We start from the raw sequence: 24,956 nt of genomic DNA on the forward strand, positions 1-24,956 counted from the left end.
ACTTGATTCACAAAGTCATATTTCCTATGCCTGCGGACATTATTCAGACCTCGGGGGAATTTCCAGATGAATTTCGTGAAAACGCTCGCAGCCTCAGCATTCGCCGTTGCGGGCCTGATGCCGCTTTCGGCGCTTGCGCAATCCTTTACCATCAAGGATGTGGCCGGTCGTGAAGTGAGCTTCGACAAGCCGGTCGAGCGAGTGATCCTTGGGGAAGGCCGCATGCTCTACGCCGTCGCGCCGATCGAGAAGGACGATCCCTTCGCCAAGATCGTCGGCTGGCGCAACGATCTCTGGACCACCGACAAGGACGGCTTCAACGCCTATGTCGAGAAGTTTCCGAAGGGCAAGGACCTGCCCTTTCTGGGCAACCTGACCGACGGAACGCTGCAGACCGAGACGGTCGTCAAGCTTCATCCCGATGTGCTGCTGCTGCCGATCGGCAACAAGACGGCCGCCGACGAAGTGAAGCTCGAGGACATGCTCGCCGGCATCGGCGTGAAGATCGTCTATATCGATTTCCGCGAGCACATTCTCGCCAACACCGAGCCGAGCCTGAAGATTCTCGGCCAGATCTTCGGCCATGAGGACCGCGCCGAAGCCGTCGCCAGCTTCTGGAAAGAGCAGATGGCGCGCGTGACCGACAAGCTGAAGGCCGCCAATCCGCCGAAGCCGAATGTCTTCATGTACCGCGCCGCAGGTCTGGTGGAGTGCTGCGGCACTTTCGGCCCCGACAATTTCGGACTGATGGTCGATTGGGCCGGCGGCCACAATCTCGGCTCCGATTTCCTGCCTGGCTATACCGGCTCGATCAATGCCGAGCAGGTCGTCGCCTCCAATCCTGATGTCATCGTCGTCACCGGCTCCAACTGGAGCCAGACCAAGAATGCCAAGGACTTTGTGAATGTCGGCCCGAATGCTGCCGCCACCTTCGACGACAGCCGCAAGGCGCTGAACACGCTGATGGAAAATCCTGCCTTCACCGGCTCCAGGGCGGTTGCCGGCGGCAATGTCCATGCGATCTGGCACCAGTTTTATACCAGCCCCTACCAGTTCGTCGCCGTCCAGCAACTGGCCAAGTGGTTCCATCCGAACCTCTTTGCCGATCTCGATCCCGATGCCACCTTCAAGGAATTCCACGAAAAATTCCTGCCGGTCGCCTATCAGCCGGGTTACTGGGTCGACGCCAAGGCGGGTCAGTAATCCGACATGGCCGAGATCGCCGCCATATCGATAGAAGCCGAAGCCGGGAGGGAGCGCTACCGCGCCCTCGCCCGGCGCAAGCTGCTGATCCTTGCCGCCATGACGGCTGCGCTCTGCCTGTCCTTTGCCGTCGATCTCGCCTGGGGCCCGGCCCGCTACAGCCTTAGTGAAGTAGTCGCCGCCCTTCTCGACCCCTCCTCCGTTTCGGATCAGGTGCGCGCCGTCGTCTGGGGCATCCGCATGCCGGTTGCGGTGATGGCGATCGTCGTGGGCGCCTCGCTCTCCGTCGCCGGCGCACAGATGCAGACGATCCTCGCCAATCCGCTCGCCAGCCCCTTCACGCTCGGCATTTCGGCGGCGGCAAGCTTCGGTGCCGCCCTGGCGATCGTCACCAGCGTTCCGCTTCTGCCTGTTGCGGCCGGCCTGCTGGTGCCGGTCAATGCCTTCATCATGGCGCTGATCGCCACGCTCTTCATCCATTTCGTCTCGCAGGCCCGCGGCGTCTCGGTGCAGACGGTGGTGTTGCTCGGCATCGCGCTGGTCTTCACCTTCAATGCCTTGCTCGCCTTCCTGCAATATCTCGCCTCAGAACAGGCGCTGTCGGCCGTCGTGTTCTGGACGATGGGCAGCCTCACCAAGGCCACTTGGCCAAAGATCTGGGTGACGCTCGCCGTTCTTCTGGCAGCACTTCCCCTCTTTGCCCGCAATGCCTGGGCGCTGACGGCCATCCGCCTCGGCGAGGACAAGGCCGCTAGCTTCGGCGTCAACGTCCGCCGCATCCGGCTGGAAACCATGCTCGTGGTCTCGCTGCTTGCCGCAGTGCCCGTCAGCTTCGTCGGCACAATCGGTTTCGTCGGCCTCGTCGGGCCGCATATCGCCCGCATGATCCTCGGCGAGGATCAGCGCTTCTTCCTGCCGGGCTCGATCCTGTCGGGCGCGCTGCTCTTGTCACTGACCTCGATCGTCTCGAAGTCGATCATCCCAGGTGTCGTCTTTCCGATCGGCATCATAACCGCCCTGGTCGGCGTGCCGTTCTTCTTCTCGCTCATCCTCTCGAACAGGAGCCGGTCGTGGTAGCGCTTCAGTTGCAGTCGGTCGGCGCCTATCACGGTCGCAAGCTCTTCGTCGAGGACGTGACGACGCCGGTGATGACATCGGGCGAGGTCGTGGCCGTGATCGGCCCGAATGCCGCAGGCAAGTCGACGCTCTTCAAGCGCATCACCGGCCTGCTCAAGGGGCCGGGCCAGGTCGTCGTCGAAGGCTCGAAGGCAAAAAACGCCATCGGCTACATGCCGCAGGATACCTCGGCAAACGCCGTGCTGACGGTCTACGAATCCATCCTGCTTGCCCGCAAGCAGGGCCAGTCCTGGGCCGTCAGCGACAGCGACCTGCGCTTCATCGACGAGATCATGAAAGCGCTCGATATCAACGCCATCGCCTTCCGCGATCTCGGCGCGCTTTCCGGCGGCCAGCGCCAGCTCGTCTCGATCGCCCAGGCCCTGGTGCGCGAACCCGAGATCATGCTGATGGACGAACCGACCAGTGCGCTCGACTTGCACCGCCAGGTCGAGGTCCTCGATTTCATGCGCCGCCAGGCCCGCACCAAGGGCATGATCGTGCTGATCGCCATCCACGACCTCAACCAGGCGCTCCGCTTCGCCGACAAGGTCCTCGTCATCGCCAACGGCCGCATGCACGCCTGCGGCACCCCCCGCGACGTCGTCACCGCCGAGATGCTGCGGGAGATCTACCGGGTCGAGGCCCGGGTCGAGAGATGCTCGATGGAATACGATCATGTGATCGTGGATGGGACAGCGCATTGAGGTGGGCAACAGCCTGCCTCGTCAGTTGATCAATCGCTGCGCGGTAAACTTGTCCGTAACAAGCATGTCGATGACCCCCACGCGGAGCGCGCCTGCAATCGCGTCAGTCTTTTTGGATCCGCCGGCAAGAGCAATGACCCGGTCCACTCGTTCAAGATCCTCGAGTGGAAGGCCGATAACCCGGTCGTCCAAGGGCGTCTTGACCGGCTTGCCGTTCTTATCGAAGAAGCGAAGAGAGATATCGCCGACGGCTCCCGCTTCCGCGAGATCAGACAGTTCGCGAGACGAAAAGATGTTGCCGGACCGGGCGAGAAGTTCGGACGGTTCGACTGCTCCGATCCCGACAATCGCAAGCGTTATGCTGCCGAACAGGTCCATCGTCTCCCGAACGTATGGATCGGCCTGCATAAGAAGCTTTGCCTCTCTGGACGTTGTAACGCCCTGCACAGCGAGCAGTTTCGGCTCAGCGCCGGTCAGCCGAGCAAGCCGCGTGGTAAGCTGCGTCGCATGCGTCTGCACTGAAGGATCGCCCATGCCGCCAAGGGTCTGGACGACGTATTTCGCCGGAGCGCTCTTCAGGGGATGAATGTTCTCGACCATCTTGGAGATGGTCTGGCTCCAACTCGAAACGCCGATGATCTCCCCTGGCGCAAGCGTCACCTCCAAGAGATGAGCCGCTGCCTCTCCGATACGGGCCATGATGGCGCCGTCCCGATCTTCCGTACACTCAACGACGATCGCCTCCGGTAGATCGTATCTTTCGCGAAGCGTGCTCTCAAGCTCGCTGTAGGTGCCAACGGGAGGGGTCACGCTGGTTCGCACAATATCTTCGGCCTCGGCACGCTTGAGCATGCGCGACACTGTCGCCTGCGACAGGCGAAGGTGCTGTGCGATCTCCGCCTGTCGCCGCCCCTCCAAGTGGTACATCTGGGCGACCCTTGAGATGAGGCGGAGTTCATTGAGGCGAGTCATCGCTAATCCTAGGGTGAATTTTTATTCATCATTAGCCGTTGTTTCGCGTGCCGTCGAGCGGGCAAGTGCATCATTCCAGGTATTCAGAAGCACCGCTCGATCCACGGGTTCCGGGTCAATGATATGTGAGCTCCGGGGCAGCTCCGCGATAACCTGAAGATCTCTCCACAAGCCAAGTGAGAGACCCGCGAGATATGCGGCTCCCAAAGCCGACGCCTCGGGTGCTTCGCATTGGATGACGGGATGCTCGATGAGGTTCGAGACACACTGCATCAGGAAGCGGTTTTGGCTCGGTCCGCCGTCCACATAGAGCGCCCCGAGCTCGCCGCCGCTTTGTGCTCGCATGGCGGCGATCACGTCGTGCACCTGGAAAGCGATCGAGTCGGTTACCGAGCGCGCCATTTGCGCACGTGTCGTATTGAAGTTGATCTGGGAGAACAGGGCACGGGCGTCGGAGTTCCAATAAGGTGCGCTCAGTCCCACGAATGCCGGCACGAAGCCCGGTCCGCCCGGTTCGGCGCTCGCCGCAAGTTCGACAAGGGCCGCCACGTCCGAAAGGCCGAGAATGCCTGCCATCCAGGGGAGACTGGCGGCGCAGACGAGAATATTGCCTTCGAAAGCGAAAGTCGGCTTTCCATGGAGACGCCATGCGACGGTCGTTGTGACGCCGTTGCGTGGGGGAATAAATCGCGGAAGCGTCGTCATCACCGAAGAGCCGGTTCCGAAGGTTACCTTGCCATCACCCGGCTTGAATGCTCCATGACCGAACAGCGCAGCATGACTGTCTCCGATCACGGCCATTATCGGAGTTCCATCCGGCACGCCTGGCAACCCTTGCGTCCTGCCGAAGTCGGCAGAGCTGTCGAGTACCTCGGGGAGGAGCGCGATATCCACGTCGAAAATCTCGCCAAGTTCCTCGCTCCATCTCTGCTCCCGGAGATCGAACAACTGGCTCCTGGCGGCATTGGAAGCGTCGCAAACATGCCGGCGCCCGCCCGTCAGGCAGTGGACGAGCCAACTGTCGACCGTTCCCAGCCGCACCGATCGCCCGGCCGGAATACGGTCGAGCAGCCATCGGAATTTCGAACCCGGGAACATCGGATCCAGTGGCAGGCCTGTGAGCGCCTGCACACGGTGAAGGTGGCCTTCGACAGTAAGACGTTCGCAATCCTGTGCCGTGCGACGGCACTGCCAGCTTACCACCGGCCCAAGTGCTTCTCCCGTTTCGGCGTCCCAAGCAGTGACTGACTCGCGCTGATTGGAAATCGCCACGGCCTCGACAGCTACGTCGGGGGCGGCGTTCAGGCAGGCGTCGATCGCCTCGCAGACGGATGCGTAGAGCCGGCGTGGGTCTTGTTCGACCCAGCCTGGTTTCGGATAGGTGATGCCGACTGGAGCCGAACCTCTGCCAACAATTTCTCCCTTTTCGGAAACCAGAACTGCCTTTGAATTGGTGGTTCCCTGGTCAATTGCCAGAATTGCCCGCATTCTATCCTCCCCAGATCAGACGGCAGCCGGGACGACAAAAAGCGTCCGGGCTGGTCACGTGATCCCAGTTACTTGCGCCTGATCAGCGACTGCGCCGCGTCGGCGATTGCGGTCGGCGCCATCCCGAATTCGTCGAGCAGGAACTCTGCCGAACCGGTCGGAGCGTAGACGCCGGGAACTCCGAGACGTTTCATCGGGACTGGAGCATTGTCGACCACCACTTCGGCTACCGCGGAACCGAGCCCGCCAAAGATCGAATGCTCTTCGGCTGTGACGATAGCTCCGGTTTCCTTCGCCGCGGCGATGATGGCGTCCTCGTCGATCGGACGAACCGTTGCAAGGTTGAGCACTCTGGCGTTGATACCGCGTTCTGCGAGGATCTCGGCAGCCTTTAAGATTCGATGAGTCAAAGTGCCGTTTGCGATAAGGGTGACGTCGGAACCCTGGCGAAGGAGGTTTGCCTTGCCAAGTTCGAATTTGTGACCCTCCGGAAGCAGATCAGGCACACCTACGCGAGACAGACGCAGGAAACAGGGGCCGTTGTAGGCCGCGGCCCACTCAACCGCAGCAGCTGTTTCGATGCGGTCACAAGGCGCAATGACCGGAAGATTAGGCAGAACCCGCGTCCAGGCAAAATCCTCGATCGAGTGATGGGTCGGGCCGAGTTCGCCATACGCCATTCCAGAAGAAATGCCGACCAGCTTGACGTTGGCATTCGAATACGAAATATCGGCCTTGATCTGCTCCAGCGACCGTCCCGTTAGAAACGGAGCGGCGGCGCACACGAACGGAAGGCGTCCGCCATTGGCGAGGCCTGCTGCAACCCCCACCATGTTCTGCTCAGCGATACCGACATTGACGAGGCGCTCTCCAAACTTCGCCTTGAAGCCGCCGAGCTTGGAGGAGCCCACGGAGTCGTTGCAGACGGCAACGATCGTTTCGTTTTCGGCTGCCAGCCGCTCAAGCGTAGTGGCGAATGCGTCGCGGCAATCGTAGAGCTTGGGTGCGTTTATTGGCGCGTTCATTACAGTGCCTCCGACAATTCTGCCAATGCGATTTCGTATTGTTCCTTGCTCGGTACCTTGTGATGCCAGTCGACTCGGTCTTGCATGAACGAGATTCCATGCCCCTTGTTGGTGTGGGCCACGATGCAATGCGGTCTCGATACCCGGTGTTCGAGGGCTGACACGACTTCGCTCATATTGTTCCCGTTGATCTCGGTGACGTCCCAATCGAAAGCTTCAAGTTTCGGACGAAGCGGGGCGAGGTCGTTGGTTTCCGCCAGGGCGGCGCCCTGCTGGAACCTGTTGTGGTCGATGACCAGCGTCAAGTTATCGAGCTTGAACTGCGCGGCCGCCATGATCGCTTCCCAGTTGGAGCCCTCCTGCATCTCACCGTCGCCGGTGACGACATAGGTGTGATATTTCGCGCCTGAAAGCTTGGCGGCTTTTGCCATTCCTATTGCGACTGGAAGGCCGTGGCCGAGCGGCCCGGTATTCGTTTCGACGCCAGGAACCTTGTTGCAATTTGGATGCCCGTTCAGCCTCGAATGCGGCTGCAAAAAGGTGGAAATCTCTTCCTCCGGGATGAAGCCGCGTTTTGCGAGCGTCACATACAGAGCGCATGCAGTATGTCCCTTCGAAAGAACGAACCTGTCGCGGTCGGGGTGCTTCGGCTGATCGGGCCAAACATTCAGCACACGAAAATAGAGGGCAGTCAAAATGTCGATGACCGACATCTCTCCGCCAATATGGCCGGCGCCCGCTTCAAAGACCGCCTGGAGATCGCGCAATCGGATCTCGCGAGCGACCCGCTCGAGTTCTGTCGTATTCATGGATTCCTCTCATGCATAAATATTCAGTCGTCAATATTTTTGCACAAGTCACCGATTAGTCAAGCCCTTTAAGTGGAACACCGACAGTTGCAAGTCTAGAAATCCTGTTGACAGCCGGAAAGCAACTTGTTAATGCATTTTCCAGCATCAGTGAATATTTATTCGTAGAGTGAATTAGCTATTAGCCTAGGCATAGGGAGGAACAATGGTGGCGCTCGATATCAATGAACACGGGCTTTCGTCCGGGGCCTGGTTGAGCAAACTCAAGGGCGCCACCGGCCCGCTCGTGGGGCTGCTCGCGCTTTGCGTCTTTCTGAGCCTCAGCACCGACACGTTTCTTTCGGTTCGGAACGGTCTCAACATCCTCGATCAGATCACTGTCCTCGGCATCATGGCCGTCGGAATGACCTTTGTCATTCTGATCGGCGGCATCGATCTTTCCGTCGGGTCGGCGCTCGCTCTTGCGATGATGGTGATGGGCTGGACTGCGAATGTCGCCGGCCTACCGCTGCCGGTCGGGGTCGTTTTTGCTCTGGTCGCATCGGGCATTTCGGGCCTGATCGTCGGACTTCTGGTGACGCAGTTCAGGGTTCCAGCGTTTATTGCCACTCTTGCGATGATGTCTGCGGCTCGCGGCGTCGCAAATATGATCACGGACGGCCAGCAGATCGTCGGATTCCCCGACTGGTTCATGATGCTGGCAATCGATCGCCATTTCGGCGTGTTGACAGCCACTGTGTTTCTCATGCTTGCGGTTGTTCTTGCCGCGTGGCTTTTCCTGCACTTCCGGTCCGAAGGTCGCATGCTCTACGCGGTGGGAGGAAATCCGGAAGTCGCACGCCTGGCCGGTATCAACGTCCCGCTCGTGACGATAGCCGTCTATATCGTGAGTGCCGTCCTTGCGGGGCTCGCCGGCATCGTGCTCGCCGCCAGGCTCGATTCCGTCCAGCCGTCCAGTGGTCTGGGCTATGAATTGGACACCATTGCCGCGGTCGTCATCGGCGGGACTTCGCTCTCCGGCGGCGCGGGCGGCATCGGTGGAACGCTGATCGGTGTTCTTATCATCGGCGTCCTTCGCAACGGGCTCAATCTTCTCAACGTCTCACCGTTCCTGCAGCAAGTGATCATCGGCATCGTCATCGTGCTCGCGGTCGGCGCGGAGACTATTCGTCGGCGTCGCGCCTAACGAACGAGGTCCGCCGCGTTGGCGGACCAGGAATTCCGCTCCACGGGTTTGGGGCGGATCAATACCCCGAGGGGGAGGACATACCCGAGGGTTCCATCAAACAACGGAGGAAATACAATGAAAATTGCGCGCACCATGCTCGCGTCTGCTGCCCTGCTCGGTCTCATGCTTGGCCCCGTACATGCGGCGGAATTGAAGAAGCTCGGCCTGGCCGTTGCCAACCTTCAGGCAAACTTCTTCAACCAGATCAAACAATCCGTCGAAGCCGAAGCCAAAAAGCGCGGCATCGAAGTCATCACGGTCGACGCAAAGGGCGACGGGCCGACACAGGTCAACCAGATCCAGGATCTTCTAACCCAGAAAATCGACGCGCTGATCTACATTCCGGCCGGCGCGGCGGCTGCGACCGTTCCGGTCAAGCTCGCGAAGAGCGCTGGTATCCCGGTCGTGAACGTTGACCGCAACGCCGAGGGAGCACCCGGCGATACCTTCCTTGCAACGGATTCCGTCGCGTCTGCCAAGGCCGTATGCGACTACATCCTGAAGGAAGCCGGCGGCAAGGGGAAGATGGTCATCATCCACGGCCAGAAAGGCACAACGCCGGAAGTCGATCGTTCGAAGGGCTGCGCTGAATCTCTCAAGGCATATCCGGACATCAAGGTTGTCGCCGAGCAATTCTCAAACATCTGGAGCCAGGACGAAGGCTTCCAGATCATGCAGAATATGCTGCAGGCAAATCCGGACGTTTCGATCGTGTTCGCCCAGGCCGACGGCCTCGCCCTCGGCGCCGCGCAGGCGATCAAGGTCGCCAATCCGTCGCAGAAGATCGTGGTTGGCGGCTTCGATGGCGACACCGCAGCTCTCGAAGCGCTGAGCAAGGGCGTCTTCAACGTAACGGCGACACAGCAGACGCAGAAGATGGGCCGCGACGCGGTTGAAAACGCCGCCAAGCTTGTTGCCGGGGAGAAAGTGCCGCCGGTCCAACTCCTGGATGCCACGCTGACAACCAAGGAAAACGTCGCAGGCTTCATCGCCAACCATCCGTAATGAAGTCGATTCTAGAGGAGGTGTGCCGTGACTGATCCAGTTCTTTCCCTGAGGGGCATATCCAAATGGTATGGGCCGCTCCAGGTTCTGAAGAATGTCAGCTTGGACGTCTATCCGGGCGAGGTAGTTGCACTTCTCGGTGAAAACGGAGCAGGCAAGTCAACGCTATCGGGCATCATCGCCGGGTCCCGCACACCATCCGAAGGATCAATGACGTGGCTGGGGCAGCCTTATGCCCCGGCCACACCAAGGGAAGCGATCGATAAGGGCGTTGTCCTGATCCACCAAGAGCTGCAGCTTCTGCCGCAGCTGTCGATCGCGGAAAACGTGTTCATCGGACGTTGGCCGATGAAGAACGGCGTCGTCGACCGCGCTCAGATGGTTCGCCGGGCCCAGGACCAGCTCGCTCGCTTGAACCTTCACATACCCGCAACGCGGACGGTCGCCGGCCTTTCCACGGCAAATCAGCAACTTATCGAGATCGCCAAGGCGCTGGCTCTCAACGCAAAGCTCCTGATTCTCGATGAGCCGACAGCCGCCCTTGGCGGCGCGGAGACGGAAGCTCTCTTCGAACAGGTTCGGAAGCTTCGCTCACAAGGTGTCGGCATCGTTTACATTTCCCACCGCATGGAAGAGATCAAGCGAATAACCGACCGGATCGTCGTTCTTCGCGATGGCGAGCGCGTGCAGGAATTCTCAGACAGCGCGACCCCGGTGCGAACGATTGTCGAGAGCATGGTCGGGCGCCCGCTTGACCGCTTGTTCCCTACCCTGCCGGTTCCGACAGATCGTCCCGTACTCCAGGTGTCCGGGCTGAGCTCGCCGGACAACTCGTTCCGTGACGTTACCTTCGAGGTCCGGGCCGGGGAAATTCTGGGGATCGCCGGATTGGTCGGCGCCGGCCGCACCGAACTGGTGCGTGCGATTTCGGGAGCAGACCCAATCAGTGCTGGTTCGATCAAGCTGGAAGGCGAGGAACTCAGGCTGCGCGATCCGGCGGACGCAATCGCCAAGGGTATCGTGATGGTTCCGGAAGACCGCAAGGAGCAAGGCCTGATCGTCGGGCACCGGATCAGCGAGAACATTATCTATGCCAATCTTGACAAACTCGGCGGCGGTTGGATCACGCCGCGCGTCAAGCGCTCCTTTGCAGAAAAAGCAGTTGCCAAGTTCGGGGTAAAGGGCCGTGCTGAACAGCACGCCTCGGACCTATCCGGCGGCAACCAGCAGAAGGTCGTGATCGCGAAGTGGCTCATGCGCGATCCCAAGGTCGTCGTGCTCGACGAGCCTACGAGAGGCATCGACGTCGGCGCCAGAGCGGGCATCTACGACATCATCGTCAATCTTGCCAAACAGGGCGTCGCGGTCATCGTCGTAAGCTCGGACCTCGAAGAAGTTCTCGGAGTCTCCAATCGCATTCTCGTGCTTGCGCAAGGCAAGCAGGCGGGGATTCTCAATCGTGACCAGGCAAATGACGTTGCGGTCATGGAGCTAGCTACCATCTAAACAGACAGAGAAAGGAAGAGCGGTGTCCGACATCACTCTGAACGCCCCGAAGCTTTTCGATCTCAGCGGCCAGGTTGCCATCGTTACCGGAGCCGGCAGCGGTATTGGTCAGCGCATTGCCATCGGCCTTGCGCAATGCGGCGCCGACGTGGCGCTGCTCGACCGCCGAACCGACGACGGACTGGCCAAGACGGCTGAACATATTCGCGCCGCCGGCCGCCGCTCGATCCAGATCGCGGCGGATGTCACGAGCAAGTCTTCCCTTGGAGAGGCAATAGCACGTACTGAGGCAGACCTCGGCCCATTGACACTTGCAGTCAACGCGGCGGGCATCGCGAACGCGAACGCAGCGGAAGAAATGGAGGAGGACCAATATCAGACGTTGATGGATATCAACCTCAAAGGCGTCTTTCTTTCCTGCCAGGCAGAGGCTCGCGCCATGCTGAAAAATGGGCGCGGCTCCATCGTCAATATCGCCTCCATGTCCGGCGTGATCGTGAACCGGGGGCTGAGCCAAGCGCACTATAACGCCTCCAAGGCGGGCGTGATCCATATGTCGAAGTCTATGGCCATGGAATGGGTCGACCGCGGCATTCGCGTCAACACCATCTCCCCCGGATACACGGCAACGCCCATGAACACCCGTCCGGAGATGGTCCACCAGACCAAACTCTTCGAAGAGCAGACGCCGATGCAGCGCATGGCAGCGGTGGACGAGATGGTAGGTCCGGCGGTGTTCCTGCTGTCGAATGCAGCGAGTTTCGTGACCGGCGTCGATCTTCTCGTTGACGGCGGTTTCTGCTGCTGGTGATGGGAAAGCTCATTGCCGCCGCGGGAAAGTGACCGATCTCGCTTCCTCCCTAGCTGAGATCGAGGCGCTGAAGGGAATAACGGGCACGACGGCGTGCGATATCGTCGTCTGCCCGCCCTTCGCGCTGATTGAACGGACGGAGAGCTCAGGCGTCGTCATCAGCGCTTAGGACTGCCTGAATTCACGACAACCAGTTGAGCTTCCCAATGATGATCGCATGGTAGTTCGCATCCAGATTTGCTGTTTATCGATGGACAAGGAAAGAGCATGAAACGCTTTGAGCAGAAGACCGTCGTCATTACCGGGGGTAGCCGCGGCATCGGAGCGGCGATCGCCAAACGCTTTGCGAAAGAAGGCGCCAATCTCGTCGTCTCGGCCAACGAGGAGCTGGTTCACGGCGTTGCCGAACAGATCCGGGCCGAAGGCGGCAAGGCGATCTCCTTCATCGGCGACGTCACCGACAAGGCGAGCGTCACCGCCCTCTATGATGCCGCCGAGAAGGAATTCGGCTCGGTCGACGTCTCGATCCAGAACGCCGGCGTCATCACCATTGCCCGCGTCGAGGACCTGACCGAAAACGAGTGGGACAAGGTCATGGCCGTCAACACCAAGGGCGTCTTCCTCTGCGCCCAGGAGGCGATATCGAGAATGCGCAAGCACAAGCGCGGCGGCCGCATCATCAACACCGCTTCCGGCCAGGCCCGTGACGGCTTTATCTACACGCCGCATTATGCCGCCTCGAAAATGGGCGTCGTCGGCATCACCCAGAGCCTGGCCAAGGAAGTCGCGACTGAGAAGATCACCGTCAACGCCTTCTGCCCCGGCATCATCGAGACCGACATGTGGGCCTATAACGACCAGGCCTGGGGCAAGCTGCTCGGCAACTACGCCCCCGGCGAGTTGATGAAGGAATGGGTCGAGGGCATCCCGATGAAACGGGCCGGCTCCGGCGAAGACGTCGCCGGCCTGGTGACCTTCCTCGCCAGCGAGGATGCCGCCTATATCACCGGCCAGACGATCAATGTCGACGGCGGCCTGATCATGTCCTGATACATTTCGCCCAAAAGTGTGCAGCGGTTTTGGGACAAAGATCAAACCACCAACGATGCACTGGGGCGACACGGTCGTCGCCTCCTGTGAACAGTGTGTCCATCGGCGTTAGGGCAGCTTTGCATTTTTGCCCGGTCGTGTGACCTTGCCATCCGCCTGTTTTTGATCCTATCTTTGAAATGTTCTCAGGGCGGGGTGTAATTCCCCACCGGCGGTATCAGGAGCAATCCTGGAGCCCGCGAGCGCTTCCGGCACCTCCTGTCGGAAGGTCAGCAGATCCGGTGAATGCCGGAGCCGACGGTATAGTCCGGATGGAAGAGGACAACACGGGCAGTCGCACTCCATCCCGGAGTCGGCCGACGTTTGTTCGCCCAAGGGCAGAAGGCTCGCTCACGGATTGAGCCGAGCAGACCATGTCAGTCCGCTGACATAACCCTTGAAAGGCCAGACAGCATGACTATCGCAACAATTGAAGATGCCATATCAGCCATTGCCAGCGGCAAGATGGTCGTCGTCGTCGATGACCAGAACCGGGAAAACGAAGGCGATATCGTGGTCGCGGCCGATGCCGTCACCCCGGAAACAATCGCCTTCATGATGACCCACGCCCGTGGCCTCGTCTGCATCGCCATGGAAGGCGAGCGCCTCGATGCGCTCGATATTCCGCTGATGGTGCCCAACAATACGGAATCGCACAAAACCGCCTTCACGGTCTCGGTCGATTATCTCAAGGGCACGACGACGGGCATCTCTGCGGCGGACCGCGCCGCGACCATCAGCGCCCTCGTCGACGATCGCACAAAGCCTGACGAATTCGCCCGCCCCGGCCACATCTTTCCGCTGCGCGCCAACCCCCGCGGCGTGCTCGGTCGCCCCGGCCACACCGAAGCCGCCGTCGATCTCGCCCGCCTCGCCGGAAGGACCCCGGCCGGCGTCATCTGCGAAGTCGCCAATGACGACGGAACCATGTCGCGCCTGCCCGAACTCACCCTTTTTGCCAAACGCCACAACCTCCTCCTCGTCACCATCGAGGATCTGGTCGCCTATCTCGAACGCCAGGCGGCAAAAGACGTACGCGAGGTCGCCTGATCGATGCCTTTGTTGCGGCGGCATAGCCCGCCGCAACAAAGAACATGCCGCAGTGATGACCCTGACGGCACCTTCGCTTGTCCGCCTTAAGTCCGGCTGATCGAAACGCCCCCGTCAGCCAGCATCGCCGTGCCGGTCACGAAGCTCGACATGTCGGAGGCGAGGAAAAGCGCCGCATTGGCGATCTCTTCGGGTTGGGCCATGCGTTTCAGCGCATGCAGTCCCTCGACGAAGGCAAGGACTTCTGGCGTGGCGTCCGGCGCGTTGGTGATGCTGGCGGGTGTGTCGGTGCCGCCGGGAAGTAGGGCGTTGACGCGGATGTTCTGCCTCCCGAGTTCAGCGGCGAGCACCTGCACGAAACCGATCAGCCCCGCCTTGCTCGCCGCATAAGCGGCCATACCAGGCATGCCGGCGGTGTGGCCGACGAAAGTCGAGGTGAAGATCAGCGATCCGCCGCGGTTTCCGATCGCCGCCGACTGGTGCTTAGCGCCGAGAAAGGCGGCGGTAAGATTGGTCTCGATCGTCTCGCGCCAACCTTCCAGCGCCAGTCCAGCCACAGGCGCCATGTCGCCGATGATGCCGGCATTGTTGAAGGCGATATCGAGCCCGCCGAAGCGCGAAACAGCGGTTTCCACGAGGCTTGCCTGCAACGCCTCGTCCCTGACATCGCCTGATATGGCGATGGCCTGACCGCCCTCCGCCTCGATTTCGGCTACGACGACCTCCAGCGCGTCCTGCCGCCGGCCGTTGACCACGAGCTTGGCGCCTTCCCGCGCAAAAAGTTTCGCCGCCGCGCGGCCGATGCCGGAGCTTGCGCCGGTGATGATGGCGATCTTGTCGTTCAGAAGAGTCATATCGGTTTCTCCTGCGTTGTTGCGGCATCTGAGATCTCAAACATCAGGCGATGCAGCCACCCGTTTCCCGCGCGGGAAAGGAAAAACCCGCCTATGGCCGCTGATTTCGGTCACAGCGACGCGCCACCGGGTCAGGTTCGAACCTTGATCGCCGCGTCGGAAGGATCGGTATTAAACCATGTAAATGGCGGTTTGCGGCGACCTCCACGCACACGCCTGCGTTGACGTAGACGCCATTGTGCACCGCATCATCGATTTATGCTTTGTGTGACATTCATCCGATTCCCTTCATGCATCTTCGCGACTAAAAGGAGCGCACAGGTAACGGGAATCTCTTCATGCCGCGGTCACGCAATACTGAGGGCGCAATCTATATGAGCTTGGCGATGGCCGGCTTTTCCGCAAGCGACGCTCTGTCCAAATCGGTGATCGCCTATATGAACGCCGGCGAGATCATGTTCCTCCGCGGCCTCTTCACCAGCCTGCTCGTCTATCTGATCGCCTGGAGAATGGGCGCGCTGCGTTCCTGGCGCATCGTGCTGGAGCCGATGATCATCTTCAGGATCATCTGCGAGGCGCTCGCCGCCGTCACCTATATCACCGCGCTCGGCATGATGCCGATCGCCAATGCCTCGGCGATCCTGCAGTCGCTGCCGTTGGTCGTCACCTTCGGTGCGGCGCTCTTCTTTGGCGAGCCGGTTGGTTGGCGGCGCTGGTCGGCGATCCTCGTCGGCCTCGTCGGCGTGATGATCATCATCCGCCCCGGCCCTGAGGGATTCACCGCCGCCGCCCTCCTCTGCGTTGCCGCGGTGCTGACGACGGCTGGCCGCGATCTCGCCACCCGGAGCATCAGTCCCGAGATTCCCTCGCTGATGATAACCGTCATCACCGCCATATCAGCCTCCTTCTTCGGCGCGCTCCTCATCCCGGTGCTCGGCGGCTGGCAGCCGGTCAGCGCTAACGCGCTTGGGCATCTCGTGTTCGCATCGGTGCTGGTGCTCGTCGGCTACCAGTCGGTCATCCTCGCCATGCGCACCGGCGAAATTTCTTTCGTCGCGCCGTTCCGCTATACCAGCCTGATCTTCTCCTCTCTGCTCGGCTTCCTCTTCTTCGCCGAAGTGCCTGACAGCTGGACGCTCGTCGGGGCTGCGATCGTCATCGCCTCCGGCCTCTATACGTTCTATCGTGAGGCCAAGCGCCGTGTGTCGCCGATCGCGCAGAAATCTGCTCCGCGCGCGCCCGTCTGAAGCAAGATGATGGCTGAGGAAGGATGATGGCTGAATTCTCGTTGGATAAATCTCATATAGCGGGCGTCGTGCTGGCCGGCGGACGTTCGCAGCGCATGGGCCGCGACAAGGCGGGCGTAATGCTCGGGGCCGAGAACCTGCTCCACCATGTGCTGACCCGCCTCTCGCAACAGGCCTTGCTCGTTGCCGTCAATGCCGAAACCGCCCCCGAGGACGTGCCTGTCGTTCCCGACCGTTTTCCCGGCAAGGCCGGACCAATGGCCGGCATCCATGCGGCTATGGTTTATGCTGCCGGCCTTCCCTCAATCACCCACGTCGTCACGGTCTCGGTGGATTGCCCGTTCTTCCCGGCCGATCTCGTCGCCCGGCTGGCGGCGGCGATCGAGCACTCGTCGCAGATCGCCATTGCCGCCTCCGAGGGCCGCAGCCATCCCGTCTTCGGGCTCTGGCCAGTGACGCTGGCCGCCGATCTCGAAGCCTGGATCGCCGCCGACGAGAAGCGCCGCGTACGCGACTTCCTGTTAAGGCATGACGTTACGGAAGTGGCGTTCCCGCTGCATCCGACCCGCGCCAGCCTGCTCGATCCCTTCTTCAACATCAACACGCCTGATGATCTCGTCGAGGCGGAACGCTGGCTGGAGGCCCTCCGCGCATGACCGCACCGAAAATCTTCGGCATCGCCGGCTGGAAGAACTCAGGCAAGACGGGGCTCGCCGTCCGACTGGTGACGGAGTTCACCCGCCGCGGCTATAGGATCTCGACGATCAAGCATGCCCATCATGATTTCGACATCGACAAGGTCGGGGCCGACAGCTACCGCCACCGCCAGGCCGGCGCCCACGAGGTCACCATCGTCTCTGGCACCCGCTACGCCATCATGCACGAGCTGCGCGGTGCGCCGGAACCTGAGTTCGAGGAGATCCTCGCCCGCCTCGCCCCCTGCGACCTCGTGCTGATCGAAGGTTACAAGCGCGAGCCGATCCCGAAGATCGAGGCCCGCCGCCTGGAAGCTGCAAATCGTGAACCATTGGCGCCGAGCGATCCCCATATCTGCGCTATCGCCGCCGATCATGCCGTCACGGATACGGCCCTGCCGGTCTTCGATCTAGACGACACAGGCGCCATCGCCGATTTCATCGCTGACATCGTCGGCCTTGAACAGCCGAGGCTTTGAACCACCTGCGTCGCCGCCGGATCTAAGAAGCGGAGCCGTTTCGCTTGCCATTGCTTTGGCGATTTCCTTGGCGAGCTGAGCCTGATCATAGGGCTTTGCCAATCTCGGAAGATCGATATCGGTCCCGGCAGGAAGATCGGCGTAACCTGTCGCCAGCACGATCGGCAATGCCGGATAAATATCCCGCGCGGCCTGGGCAAGCTGTGCTCCAGTCATACCGGGCATTGAATAGTCGGTGATGACAAGGTCGAAATGCTGACCGCTACTGATCAGTTCCAGCGCCTGCGAGCCGGAGTTTGCTTCGACGACCTCGTGGCCGAGATCTTCAAGCATGTCGACCGAACTCATGGCGATCAAGGCGTCGTCATCGACCAGGAGGATCTTCAGTTTGGATGCGGCTTGCTCAACAACCACCTCCGACTCGGCCGGCACCTCGGTTCGCCAGGCCGTCGCCGGAAGCCACAATTCCGCGGTCGTCCCCACCCCAAGCTCGCTTGTCAGACGAAGTGCGCCATTGAGCTGAACGGCAAGTCCATGGATCATCGACAAGCCTAGGCCCGTGCCCTTTCCGAGTTCCTTGGTCGAGAAAAACGGATCGACTGCCTTCTTCAGGGTCTCCGCGTCCATGCCGGTGCCGCAGTCGGCCACCGCCAAGACAAGATAAGGCCCTTCGCCGAGACCACCCTTATCGCCGGCAACATTTTCCTCGCGTAGCGAGATGGACAGCGCGCCTCCGTCCGGCATAGCATCGCGGGCATTGACTGCAAGGTTGAGCAGCGCCAATTCGAGCTGGTTCGCATCAACCAGGGCCGGCGGCAGGCTTGTCGGCAGATTGGTTTCGATGCCGATCGAGGATCCGACCGAGCGCCGCAGCAGATCTTTCATGCCGGAGACCAGCTCGGTCAGATCGACGGGCTTGACCTGCAGATCCTGCTGTCTGGCGAAAGCCAGCAGCCGCTGCGTCAAGGCCGCCCCTCGCTGCGCACCCTGAATCGCCCCGTCGACCAGACGCGTCGCCTTGGCATCTCCGGCAACGTGCTTGCCGAGCAATTCAAGATTTCCAAGAACGACCATCAGCAAATTGTTGAAATCGTGGGCGACGCCGCCGGTCAACTGGCCGATTGCCTCCATCTTCTGCGATTGGCGTAGCTGCTCCTCGGCTTTTTCACGCTGGGCGACTTCTTCCAGCAGCGTCTGGTGAGCGGCGTTGACCTCCCTCGTCCGTTCCCGCACACGCTCTTCGAGGTTTTCATTGAGGCGTCTCAGATTTTCCTCGATGGTCTTGCGGGCGGTGGTATCGGAACAGACCCCGACGAGTTTCCTGGCGGAACCATATCTGTCGGAATAAAGCTGCGCATGGACCTCCGTCCAATGGAGTGAACCATCCGGCCAGATTGTCCTGTGCTCGATCGAATAGTCGCGTCCGGTATCGATCGTCTCGCGCAGGCGTGCCAGCACAAGATCCCGGTCGTCGGGATGGATGCTTGCGATCAGATCGTCGCGTGTGACATCATCGTCCGGCTTTCGGCCGAAGACTGCCTTGCAGGTGGCCGAGGCAGACAGGGCCATCGAGGATAGCTCCAGCTCCCACGCCCCAAGACGACCGGCTGCAAGCGCCGTCTGCAACCGTCGCTCGCCCTCGCCCAAAGCCTCGAGCTGAGCTTGAGCCTCATATTGGCGCAGGCGCCCTTTTAACGCGGTCCGCGCAATACTGATGAAGGAGGTCGCATGGAACGGCCTTTCCAGGAAAGTGACGTTGCCCAGAACCTCGGAAAGCCTGGCAGCGGCCGGATTTCGTTCAGGCCCGCCGCCGCGCGTGGTGAGCACGATGAACGGTAGATCGGACCAGCTTGGCTGGGCGGAGACCCAGGCAGCAATCGGCTTCAAATCGCTCCAGCGAACGGCCTCTTCGGTCAGCACGCCAAGCGCGATCTCATCGTTCAGTAAAGAGGCAAAGACATTCAGGTCGGCAGCCGTAATCGATGATAGGCCGGCTTCGTCGATTAGCGATACCGCCACCTGGGCATCGCGTCCGGCGGGAGTATAGATCAATGCTTTCGGTTTGCCGGAATTAGGAATTGCCGCGATCCCCGCCATCAGTCGACAGGAGCGGCTCTGCGCCGGTGACAAATTCGGGAACGCCGCGAAGCACACCTTGGAACCCGACTAGAGGATCCCCGAACGTCAGCCCGGAACTGTCGATACGATACTCTCGGATTGTATCCTCATGCAGCCCAGTTCTTTTCTTGATCACGGAGACCGCTCGCCGCACCCTTCCCGCAGCCTCGAAGTAGCGCAGCAGTATGACTGTGTCCGCGAGGTAGGTCACGTCGACAGGCGCCTTCATGTCGCCGACAAGCCCATGCTGTGCAACGGTAAGGAAGGTATTGGCGCCTTGCCTGTTCAAATATTGAAGCAACTCATGCATGTGAAGGATCAGCGAATTTTCATCGGGCATAGACGCTTGATAGCCGTTGATGCTATCGATGATGACAGTCTTGGCGTGCGACTTGTCCACGCATTCGCGCACGCGATGCGCGAATTCACCTGGTGACAGTTCAGCCGCGTCGAGCTGTTCGATGTGAATTAGACCGCTGCTCCTGAGCGTCTCGAGATCGATTCCGAGCGCCTTGAGCCGCGTAAAAAGCAGGCCAAGCTCTTCGTCGAAGATGAAGGCCGCCGCTCTCTCGCCACGCGCAACCGCCGCGACCAGGAATTGAAACGAGAATGTACTCTTGCCGGTACCGGATGGACCGAGGATAAGCGTACTGGAACCTCTCTCCACCCCCCCGCCCAATAGGAGGTCCAGTTCCGGAATATTTGAGGATAACTCGTCGCGGACGTAACTCGACCGATGTTCGGCGGCGACGAGACGTGGAAAAACAATGACGCCGCCGGTTTGAATGGTGAAATCGTGGAAACCGCCCCGGAAGGCTTGCCCACGGTACTTTGTGATCCTGAGCCGCCGGCGCTCAGCGCCGTAGCTCGGCGCCATCTCCTCGAGATGGATGACCCCGTGCACGACGCTATGCACCGTTTTATCAAGCACGTCGGACGTCAGATCATCGAGCAAAAGGACTGTCGCCCCCTGCCGGGCAAAATAGTGTTTGAGCGCAAGGATCTGGCGGCGGTAGCGCAGCGAGCTTTGAGCTAGAAGCCTTATCTCCGACAGGCTGTCGAGAACCACGCGACTTGGCTTAATCCGCTCGAAAGCGGCAAAGATCTCCTTTGTCGTCTCTCCGAGTTCCAGATCTGATGAATAGAGCAGGCTCTGCTGCTGGTCGGCATCCAGCAGGCTTTCCGGAGGCACGACCTCGAAGACCTCGATATTGCCGTCGATCACCATGCCGTGCGATGCGGCACCGGCACGGAGTTCACTCTCGGTTTCCGAAAGGGTGATGTAGAGCCCCTGCTCGCCGAGCCGCGCACCTTCGATCAGGAACTGCAGGGCAATCGTTGTCTTGCCCGCCCCCGGATTTCCCTCCAGGAGAAACACGTGCCCTGGCGAAAGGCCCCCTGCCAGAATTGTGTCCAAACCGGACACTCCGGTCCGCGCTTTCATGGCAGGCACAGCAGTATTCATTCATTGTTTCCTTCAGTTTATACTGTGAATTAGTGGCGGTCGAAGGAATGTCAAATGGTCAAGCGCGTATGGTCCCAATGTGCTGATCCGAGGGGTCGGCGATTTAACTCCGATGGCGAAGCGCATCGACGACGAGGGCGAATGCCGGCGACGTATGCCGGCGGCTCGGGTAGTAGAGATGGTAGCCGGAAAATGGTGGGCACCAATCTTCGAGGACTCGCACCAGCCGCCCGTTGGCAAGATGTGCCTCGACCAAGTCCTCCGGCATGTAGGCGAGACCCATGCCCGCCAACACTGCGTTCAGCCGGAGCGCGATATTGTTGAAGACCAACTGTCCTTCGACGCGAACCCTGAGCTCGTGCCCGTTCTTTTCGAACTCCCATGCATAAACGCTGCCATAAGTCGGCAGGCGCAGATTGATGCAACTGTGGTCGGTTAGATCCTGCGGCGTTAGCGGCGTCGGCTTGCTGTCGAAATAGGTGGGAGCGCCGACCACGGCCATGCGCATGTCGGGGCCGATGCGCACCGCGATCATGTCTTTCGCCACCTGTTCTCCAAGCCGCACCCCCGCATCGTAACGCTCGGCGACGATGTCAGTCAGACCGTAGTCGACGATGATCTCGACATTGACATCAGGATAATGGGGCAAGAGCTGTTCCAAGGCGGGCCAGAGGACGGCATCGGCCGCATGCTCGCCGGCATTGATGCGGACAGTGCCTGCCGGCTTCTCCCGGAATGCGCTTAAGGCAGCCAGTTCGCTCTCGATCTCGTCGAGCCGCGGCCCGATGGAGACGAGCAGACGTTCGCCGGCCTCCGTCGGCGAGACGCTGCGCGTCGTGCGTGTCAGCAATCGCAGTCCAAGCCGCTCCTCGAGCCCTCGGATGGTGTGGCTCAGCGCCGATTGTGAGACACCGAGCTTGCCCGCCGCTTTGGTGAAGCTTTGAGCGCGCGCGACGGCGAGGAAGGCGATGAGGTCATTGACGACGGGGCGCGGCATTTATGAAACTTTCTCATGGGTTCTTGCCGTTTATACCAACTAATCGCGGCCAAGCGCACGCGCTAAATATCCTGTCATCTCAGGCGGACCTGTCCTGCCCAGGCGGACCTGTCCCGCCCAGGCGGACGCGCCCGGCTGGACTGACCGGGCCACCCCGACATTGGAAGGAAGATAAAAATGGAGATCAAGCGAAGTGGTTCGCAGCCTTCGGCCAAAGGACCGGCCGATTGGTTTACCGGCAGCGTGCGTGTCGACCCGCTGTTTGCCGCTACCAACCCCGCACGAGCGGCTGGCGCCAGCGTTACCTTCGAGCCCGGAGCCCGCACCGCCTGGCACACCCATCCGCTCGGCCAGACGCTGATCGTCACATCGGGTTGCGGTCGCGTGCAGCGCGAAGGCGGTCCCGTCGAGAAAATCCGCGCCGGCGACGTCGTCTCGTTCGCTCCGGCTGAACGCCATTGGCACGGCGCATCGCCGACGACGGCAATGACCCATATCGCCATCCAGGAACAGCTCGATGGCAAGGTCGTCGACTGGATGGAGCATGTCACCGATACGCAATACCAAGGTTAGAAAAGGAAACGTCTATGCGGAAGCGTGAACTTGGAAAGAGCGGACTTCAAGTCTCAGCCATCGGTCTCGGCTGCATGGGGCTGAGCTATGGCTATGGACCGGCGACGGACATTTCGGAGGCCATCGCGCTGATCCGGCGGGCATTTGAACGCGGCGTGACCTTCTTCGACACGGCCGAGGCCTACGGCCCCTATAAGAACGAAGAGCTTCTGGGAGAGGCCCTCGCCCCCTTCCGCGAAGAGGTGGTGATCGCCACGAAAATCGGTTTCAACTTCGATGCCAATGGCGGCCAGAGCGGCATGAACAGCCGGCCGGAACAGATCCGCGCGGTGGCCGACCAGGCGCTGAAGCGTTTGAAGACCGATGTCATCGATCTCTTCTACCAGCACCGCGTCGACACCGATGTTCCGATCGAGGATGTCGCCGGAACGGTCAAGGCACTGATCGCGGAAGGCAAAGTCAGGCATTTAGGCCTCTCGGAAGCGGGCGCCCAGACGATCCGCCGCGCCCATACCGTCCAGCCGGTGGCGGCACTCCAGAGCGAATATTCGCTGTGGTGGCGCGAACCCGAGCAGGAAATCCTGCCGACGCTCGAAGAACTCGGCATCGGTTTCGTGCCCTTCAGCCCGCTTGGCAAGGGCTTCCTCACCGGCGCGATCAGCGAGACGACCACCTTCGACAGCAAAGACTTTCGCAACATCGTGCCGCGCTTTTCTCAGGAGGCGCGAAAGGCCAACCAGGTACTCGTCGATCTCCTCGCGGAGATTGCCACGCGCAAGAAGGCAACCTCTGCCCAGGTGGCTCTCGCATGGCTGCTGGCGCAGAAGCGCTGGATCGTGCCGATCCCCGGCACCACCAAGCTGCATCGCCTCGAGGAGAACATCCAGGCCGCTGAGGTGGAACTGACGGCCGAGGATCTCGCCAGTATCGAAAGCGCGCTCGCCACGATCAAGGTAGAGGGTGATCGTTACCGCCGCCCATCTGCAGGCAAGGGTCAATCGCTGAGAAGCGGCCAAACGGGTAGCGACGTCTCATTCGAACACCAGAAGAAATGCAGCCGCAGTCGCTTGCGGTCGCTTCTTCATCAATCGCATCATTTCCTTGGCGTCGGCGCGTTCTCGCGAAAAGCCGGTATCGCCTCGAGCTTTGCGACGATCTCCGCGATATTAGGCCATTGCGTGAAATCGAACCCCAAGCGCCTCGCGCTGATCGCCTGCGGGAAGAGGAAGATATCGGCAATACTCGGGCGGCCTCCGACAACGAAAGCTCCTTGCCTGCGGCCGGCGATCATCGTCTCGACCGCACCCATGCCCTCACCGATCCAGTGACGGCTCCAGGCGGCGATGGCATCGGCGTCGGCTTGGAAGGCTGTTTTGAGATGCAGGCCGATCCGCGGCGGCAACAGCGCATGGATCTCGGCTGTGATCGCAAGCGCGATCGACCGTGCCTGCGCCCGGCCCTCCGCCGTGTCGGGCAGCAGCGGCGGTTCAGGCTGCAGCTCATCGAGATACTCGACGATCGCCAGCGACTGGGTGAGGAGAACGCCGCTATCCGTCAACAAGGCGGGCACAAGTCCCTGCGGATTGACGCTGCGATATCCAGCCTGTCGGCTCTCGGAATCTTCGCCGAGGATGGTGACCGGCAGCGCTTCGGCCGTCAGGCCTTTCAGGGCGAGTGCAATGCGGACTCGAGATGTCGCCGAGGAAATTTCGTTCTGATAGAGTTTCACTGTCTTTCTCCCTGGTGATCTAAAAGAGCAGCTGGAGCGGCGGCCGCTCCCCTGAGGATGAAGCTGCGGATGCCGCCGTCACGAGGCCGGCAAGCGGCGACGGCTCCTGTGAACTTACATCGTAGATGCAGGGCGCTGCGAAAATCGCCGCTCCCAGAAAGCAGATGATCATCAGTCTCATTGGTTCCTCCATCGACGAGGCCCGATCGGCCTCGTCATGTTTCCTTTTGGCGATCGATCCCATCTGTCAGGCAATGCTCAATTCGACATTGATATTGCCGCGGGTTGCTTTCGAATAGGGGCAGGTGCGGTGCGCTTCATCCACAAGCGCCCTTGCCAGATCCGCTTCGATACCTGGCAGGCTGACCTTGAGGCGAGCCTGCAGGAAATAGTCGCCGTCGGTCGCCCCGAGATCGACCTCGGTGTCGACGGCAAGATTTGCGGGAAGCCGGATCTTCTGTTTAGCCGCAGCAATGCCGATCGCGCCGATGAAGCAGGCAGACCAGCCGGCGGCGAAAAGCTGTTCGGGATTGGTGCCGGCACGGTTGCTGCCTGGAGGCGAAAGCTTGATGTCCAATTCGCCGCCGTCGCTTTGCGAAGCGCCGTCGCGCCCGCCTGTCGTGTGGGTCTTGCCGGTATAGAGAACCTTGTCGATCTTTATCATGGAACACTCCTTTGTTGCGTCGCTAAAGGCGACTGGGTCGCTCAGCGCGACTGGTCGCGTTGCGCGACCGGGGTTGACGGAGTGTGGTTTGGCCGATGGATATATCCGCCATGTTTCCAAAAATGC

General features: G+C 60.7%; 25 protein-coding genes, 1 pseudogene and 1 riboswitch. Of the genes and pseudogenes, 15 read left to right on the top strand and 11 right to left on the bottom strand.

The annotated features are described in order from the left end of the window. Positions 1 to 66 precede the first annotated feature (66 nt). The 3 genes from BS630_RS17085 to BS630_RS17095 are packed head-to-tail and all read left to right on the top strand — an operon-like array spanning position 67 to position 3,026. Positions 67 to 1,203 carry an ABC transporter substrate-binding protein gene (locus BS630_RS17085; protein ID WP_077978341.1) on the top strand — a complete coding sequence of 379 codons (1,137 nt, stop codon included), beginning with the start codon at positions 67 to 69 and terminating at the stop codon, positions 1,201 to 1,203. 6 nt (positions 1,204 to 1,209) lie between these two features. Beyond that, the gene (locus BS630_RS17090) at positions 1,210 to 2,280 is read left to right on the top strand and encodes a FecCD family ABC transporter permease (RefSeq protein WP_077978342.1); all 1,071 of its coding nucleotides are present in this window, start codon (positions 1,210 to 1,212) and stop codon (positions 2,278 to 2,280) included. Further along, on the top strand, positions 2,274 to 3,026 hold the full coding sequence (locus BS630_RS17095) for an ABC transporter ATP-binding protein (RefSeq protein WP_077978343.1): 753 nt from the start codon (positions 2,274 to 2,276) through the stop codon (positions 3,024 to 3,026). The genes BS630_RS17090 and BS630_RS17095 overlap by 7 nt, the downstream gene beginning before the upstream one ends. 21 nt (positions 3,027 to 3,047) lie before the next feature. Here the strand turns inward: BS630_RS17095 and BS630_RS17100 are convergent, their stop codons facing one another. The 4 genes from BS630_RS17100 to BS630_RS17115 form a co-directional block, all read right to left on the bottom strand. Further along, positions 3,048 to 3,998, bottom strand: a complete 951-nt coding sequence (locus BS630_RS17100; RefSeq protein ID WP_077978344.1) for a sugar-binding transcriptional regulator — start codon at positions 3,996 to 3,998, stop codon at positions 3,048 to 3,050. A 21-nt stretch (positions 3,999 to 4,019) separates the two neighbouring features. Further along, positions 4,020 to 5,486 (bottom strand): FGGY family carbohydrate kinase, encoded by a 1,467-nt coding sequence (locus tag BS630_RS17105; protein ID WP_077978345.1) that lies wholly within the window; start codon positions 5,484 to 5,486, stop codon positions 4,020 to 4,022. Positions 5,487 to 5,554: 68 nt separating this feature from the next. Beyond that, a complete protein-coding gene (locus BS630_RS17110; protein WP_077978346.1) occupies positions 5,555 to 6,511 on the bottom strand; it encodes a transketolase family protein in 957 nt (318 codons plus the stop codon). Then, positions 6,511 to 7,320 carry a transketolase gene (locus BS630_RS17115; protein WP_077978347.1) on the bottom strand — a complete coding sequence of 270 codons (810 nt, stop codon included), beginning with the start codon at positions 7,318 to 7,320 and terminating at the stop codon, positions 6,511 to 6,513. The genes BS630_RS17110 and BS630_RS17115 overlap by 1 nt, the downstream gene beginning before the upstream one ends. Before the next feature lie 205 nt (positions 7,321 to 7,525). Here BS630_RS17115 and BS630_RS17120 point away from each other — a divergent pair, with 205 nt between their 5' ends. From BS630_RS17120 to ribB, 7 genes are all read left to right on the top strand, one after another. Further along, complete coding sequence (locus BS630_RS17120; protein ID WP_077978348.1) at positions 7,526 to 8,506, top strand: ABC transporter permease; 981 nt, start codon at positions 7,526 to 7,528, stop codon at positions 8,504 to 8,506. A 117-nt stretch (positions 8,507 to 8,623) separates the two neighbouring features. Continuing rightward, the gene (locus BS630_RS17125; RefSeq protein WP_077978349.1) at positions 8,624 to 9,553 is read left to right on the top strand and encodes a sugar ABC transporter substrate-binding protein; all 930 of its coding nucleotides are present in this window, start codon (positions 8,624 to 8,626) and stop codon (positions 9,551 to 9,553) included. Positions 9,554 to 9,580: 27 nt separating this feature from the next. Continuing rightward, the gene (locus BS630_RS17130; RefSeq protein ID WP_077978350.1) at positions 9,581 to 11,059 is read left to right on the top strand and encodes a sugar ABC transporter ATP-binding protein; all 1,479 of its coding nucleotides are present in this window, start codon (positions 9,581 to 9,583) and stop codon (positions 11,057 to 11,059) included. A 22-nt stretch (positions 11,060 to 11,081) separates the two neighbouring features. Next, on the top strand, positions 11,082 to 11,870 hold the full coding sequence (locus tag BS630_RS17135) for an SDR family oxidoreductase (protein WP_003540277.1): 789 nt from the start codon (positions 11,082 to 11,084) through the stop codon (positions 11,868 to 11,870). Between the two features lie 28 nt (positions 11,871 to 11,898). Next, complete coding sequence (locus BS630_RS37380) at positions 11,899 to 12,039, top strand: hypothetical protein (protein ID WP_165940254.1); 141 nt, start codon at positions 11,899 to 11,901, stop codon at positions 12,037 to 12,039. A 98-nt stretch (positions 12,040 to 12,137) separates the two neighbouring features. Continuing rightward, positions 12,138 to 12,920, top strand: coding sequence for a glucose 1-dehydrogenase (locus BS630_RS17140; protein ID WP_077978351.1), 783 nt, complete (start codon positions 12,138 to 12,140; stop codon positions 12,918 to 12,920). Positions 12,921 to 13,097: 177 nt separating this feature from the next. Continuing rightward, a riboswitch (FMN riboswitch) is annotated at positions 13,098 to 13,247 on the top strand. A 126-nt stretch (positions 13,248 to 13,373) separates the two neighbouring features. After that, positions 13,374 to 14,009 (top strand): 3,4-dihydroxy-2-butanone-4-phosphate synthase, encoded by a 636-nt coding sequence (ribB, locus tag BS630_RS17145; RefSeq protein ID WP_077978352.1) that lies wholly within the window; start codon positions 13,374 to 13,376, stop codon positions 14,007 to 14,009. 86 nt (positions 14,010 to 14,095) lie between these two features. On the opposite strand, the gene BS630_RS17150 is transcribed toward ribB, so the two are convergent. Then, the gene (locus tag BS630_RS17150; protein ID WP_025394827.1) at positions 14,096 to 14,863 is read right to left on the bottom strand and encodes an SDR family oxidoreductase; all 768 of its coding nucleotides are present in this window, start codon (positions 14,861 to 14,863) and stop codon (positions 14,096 to 14,098) included. A gap of 338 nt (positions 14,864 to 15,201) precedes the next feature. Here BS630_RS17150 and BS630_RS17155 point away from each other — a divergent pair, with 338 nt between their 5' ends. Genes BS630_RS17155 through mobB form a run of 3 tightly spaced genes read left to right on the top strand, consistent with a single transcriptional unit; the run spans position 15,202 to position 17,284 of the window. Next, positions 15,202 to 16,110, top strand: coding sequence for a DMT family transporter (locus BS630_RS17155; protein WP_077978353.1), 909 nt, complete (start codon positions 15,202 to 15,204; stop codon positions 16,108 to 16,110). Between the two features lie 26 nt (positions 16,111 to 16,136). After that, positions 16,137 to 16,766 (top strand): molybdenum cofactor guanylyltransferase MobA, encoded by a 630-nt coding sequence (mobA, locus tag BS630_RS17160; protein ID WP_077978354.1) that lies wholly within the window; start codon positions 16,137 to 16,139, stop codon positions 16,764 to 16,766. Then, complete coding sequence (gene mobB, locus BS630_RS17165; RefSeq protein WP_077978355.1) at positions 16,763 to 17,284, top strand: molybdopterin-guanine dinucleotide biosynthesis protein B; 522 nt, start codon at positions 16,763 to 16,765, stop codon at positions 17,282 to 17,284. Before mobA ends, mobB begins: the two co-directional genes overlap by 4 nt. Here the strand turns inward: mobB and BS630_RS17170 are convergent. The 3 genes from BS630_RS17170 to BS630_RS17180 all read right to left on the bottom strand — a co-directional run bounded on the left by BS630_RS17170 (position 17,216) and on the right by BS630_RS17180 (position 21,864). Continuing rightward, positions 17,216 to 19,381 (bottom strand): hybrid sensor histidine kinase/response regulator, encoded by a 2,166-nt coding sequence (locus tag BS630_RS17170; protein WP_077978356.1) that lies wholly within the window; start codon positions 19,379 to 19,381, stop codon positions 17,216 to 17,218. The genes mobB and BS630_RS17170 overlap by 69 nt on opposite strands. Further along, the gene (locus BS630_RS17175; RefSeq protein WP_077978357.1) at positions 19,356 to 20,867 is read right to left on the bottom strand and encodes an ATPase domain-containing protein; all 1,512 of its coding nucleotides are present in this window, start codon (positions 20,865 to 20,867) and stop codon (positions 19,356 to 19,358) included. The genes BS630_RS17170 and BS630_RS17175 overlap by 26 nt, the downstream gene beginning before the upstream one ends. A gap of 103 nt (positions 20,868 to 20,970) precedes the next feature. After that, a complete protein-coding gene (locus BS630_RS17180) occupies positions 20,971 to 21,864 on the bottom strand; it encodes a LysR family transcriptional regulator (RefSeq protein WP_077978358.1) in 894 nt (297 codons plus the stop codon). A gap of 177 nt (positions 21,865 to 22,041) precedes the next feature. On the opposite strand from BS630_RS17180, the gene BS630_RS17185 reads away from it, so the two are divergent. Further along, positions 22,042 to 22,437: a (R)-mandelonitrile lyase gene (locus BS630_RS17185; protein ID WP_077978359.1), complete on the top strand. Its 396-nt coding sequence runs from the start codon at positions 22,042 to 22,044 to the stop codon at positions 22,435 to 22,437. A gap of 14 nt (positions 22,438 to 22,451) precedes the next feature. Next, a pseudogene (locus tag BS630_RS17190) lies at positions 22,452 to 23,442 on the top strand (aldo/keto reductase). An 88-nt stretch (positions 23,443 to 23,530) separates the two neighbouring features. Here BS630_RS17190 and maiA read toward each other — a convergent pair. From maiA to BS630_RS17205, 3 genes are all read right to left on the bottom strand, one after another. Continuing rightward, positions 23,531 to 24,166: a maleylacetoacetate isomerase gene (gene maiA / locus BS630_RS17195; protein WP_077978360.1), complete on the bottom strand. Its 636-nt coding sequence runs from the start codon at positions 24,164 to 24,166 to the stop codon at positions 23,531 to 23,533. 19 nt (positions 24,167 to 24,185) lie between these two features. Next, positions 24,186 to 24,347, bottom strand: coding sequence for a hypothetical protein (locus BS630_RS37385; protein WP_020050250.1), 162 nt, complete (start codon positions 24,345 to 24,347; stop codon positions 24,186 to 24,188). Between the two features lie 66 nt (positions 24,348 to 24,413). After that, a complete protein-coding gene (locus BS630_RS17205) occupies positions 24,414 to 24,830 on the bottom strand; it encodes an organic hydroperoxide resistance protein (protein ID WP_077978361.1) in 417 nt (138 codons plus the stop codon). Positions 24,831 to 24,956 lie beyond the last annotated feature (126 nt).

The organism is Rhizobium laguerreae (genome assembly GCF_002008165.1).
Lineage (GTDB): Bacteria > Pseudomonadota > Alphaproteobacteria > Rhizobiales > Rhizobiaceae > Rhizobium > Rhizobium laguerreae.

Coding starts and splice junctions, on each gene's coding strand:
- ribB (WP_077978352.1), top strand. CDS start 13,374: ATGACTATCGCAACAATTGAAGATGCCATATCAGCCATTGCCAGCGGC.
- BS630_RS17120 (WP_077978348.1), top strand. CDS start 7,526: ATGGTGGCGCTCGATATCAATGAACACGGGCTTTCGTCCGGGGCCTGG.
- BS630_RS17205 (WP_077978361.1), bottom strand. CDS start 24,830: ATGATAAAGATCGACAAGGTTCTCTATACCGGCAAGACCCACACGACA.
- BS630_RS17090 (WP_077978342.1), top strand. CDS start 1,210: ATGGCCGAGATCGCCGCCATATCGATAGAAGCCGAAGCCGGGAGGGAG.
- BS630_RS17105 (WP_077978345.1), bottom strand. CDS start 5,486: ATGCGGGCAATTCTGGCAATTGACCAGGGAACCACCAATTCAAAGGCA.
- BS630_RS17125 (WP_077978349.1), top strand. CDS start 8,624: ATGAAAATTGCGCGCACCATGCTCGCGTCTGCTGCCCTGCTCGGTCTC.
- BS630_RS17100 (WP_077978344.1), bottom strand. CDS start 3,998: ATGACTCGCCTCAATGAACTCCGCCTCATCTCAAGGGTCGCCCAGATG.
- mobA (WP_077978354.1), top strand. CDS start 16,137: ATGGCTGAATTCTCGTTGGATAAATCTCATATAGCGGGCGTCGTGCTG.
- BS630_RS17150 (WP_025394827.1), bottom strand. CDS start 14,863: ATGACTCTTCTGAACGACAAGATCGCCATCATCACCGGCGCAAGCTCC.
- BS630_RS17155 (WP_077978353.1), top strand. CDS start 15,202: ATGCCGCGGTCACGCAATACTGAGGGCGCAATCTATATGAGCTTGGCG.
- BS630_RS17085 (WP_077978341.1), top strand. CDS start 67: ATGAATTTCGTGAAAACGCTCGCAGCCTCAGCATTCGCCGTTGCGGGC.
- BS630_RS17185 (WP_077978359.1), top strand. CDS start 22,042: ATGGAGATCAAGCGAAGTGGTTCGCAGCCTTCGGCCAAAGGACCGGCC.
- BS630_RS17180 (WP_077978358.1), bottom strand. CDS start 21,864: ATGCCGCGCCCCGTCGTCAATGACCTCATCGCCTTCCTCGCCGTCGCG.
- BS630_RS17175 (WP_077978357.1), bottom strand. CDS start 20,867: ATGAATACTGCTGTGCCTGCCATGAAAGCGCGGACCGGAGTGTCCGGT.
- BS630_RS37385 (WP_020050250.1), bottom strand. CDS start 24,347: ATGAGACTGATGATCATCTGCTTTCTGGGAGCGGCGATTTTCGCAGCG.
- BS630_RS17115 (WP_077978347.1), bottom strand. CDS start 7,320: ATGAATACGACAGAACTCGAGCGGGTCGCTCGCGAGATCCGATTGCGC.
- mobB (WP_077978355.1), top strand. CDS start 16,763: ATGACCGCACCGAAAATCTTCGGCATCGCCGGCTGGAAGAACTCAGGC.
- BS630_RS17110 (WP_077978346.1), bottom strand. CDS start 6,511: ATGAACGCGCCAATAAACGCACCCAAGCTCTACGATTGCCGCGACGCA.
- BS630_RS17170 (WP_077978356.1), bottom strand. CDS start 19,381: ATGGCGGGGATCGCGGCAATTCCTAATTCCGGCAAACCGAAAGCATTG.
- BS630_RS17140 (WP_077978351.1), top strand. CDS start 12,138: ATGAAACGCTTTGAGCAGAAGACCGTCGTCATTACCGGGGGTAGCCGC.